Origin of the sequence: Micromonospora sp. LOL_024, from assembly GCF_048060415.1 — a bacterium.
Taxonomy (GTDB): Bacteria; Actinomycetota; Actinomycetes; order Mycobacteriales; family Micromonosporaceae; genus Micromonospora.
Genome location: NZ_JBHMIS010000175.1, coordinates 1 through 629, shown reverse-complemented (window position 1 = coordinate 629; position 629 = coordinate 1). Strand labels below are relative to the sequence as shown.

The window sequence follows — 629 nt, the reverse complement described above, 5'->3', positions numbered from 1 at the left end:
GCGACATGAACAGGCCATTCACCATCCTCGGCCTTGCCGGATGATGTTGAAACGGCCGTGGGTCGGCGCCTGCGTCGAGGGCTGCTCGGTAGCGGTCGAGTTTGGCGTCGCATTCGGCCACTGTTGGTCCCGGCGGGGTCGCTGGCGCGGTGGCGGGTATGCCGAGGGCGAGTTGGTGGAGGATCTTGGCGGCGGTGTGGTGGCGTTGCAGTGGTCCGAATTCGCCGACGAGTCAGGTGTCGAGCGGGTTGATGAGTGTTTCTTCGCGCAGGATGACGTTGCGGGGGTGGTCGACTCGGTTGGCCAGGGCGTATTCCTGGGGGAAGCGGCAGCGGTAGTAGGCGACGCCGTGGGAGTGCTGGCCTTGCATTTTTCGTTCGCAGATGCCGCAGAAGACCAGGCTTTTGAATATGTAGGGGTGGCGGGAGCGGTGTGCTCGTTTCGGTGAGGTTGCCGTTCGGGCTCGTCTGGTCAGCATCTGCTGGGCGCTGTCGAAGTCTGGTTGGTCGATGAGGGGTTCGTGGACGATGTCTTTGGAGACCAGCCATTGTTCGCGGTTGTTCCATCGCGGCTCTTCGAACTTAAGCGGGGTTGAGGTGTCCGCGGTGGCGGCGGGTGGTCGCGGTGCG

General features: G+C 63.6%; 1 protein-coding gene. It reads right to left on the bottom strand.

Going from position 1 to position 629, the window contains the following annotated elements:
* Window positions 1-232 precede the first annotated feature (232 nt).
* The coding region (locus ACFHWY_RS28770) for a zinc ribbon domain-containing protein (RefSeq protein WP_416583369.1) at window positions 233-629 on the bottom strand (397 nt) is incomplete at its 5' end.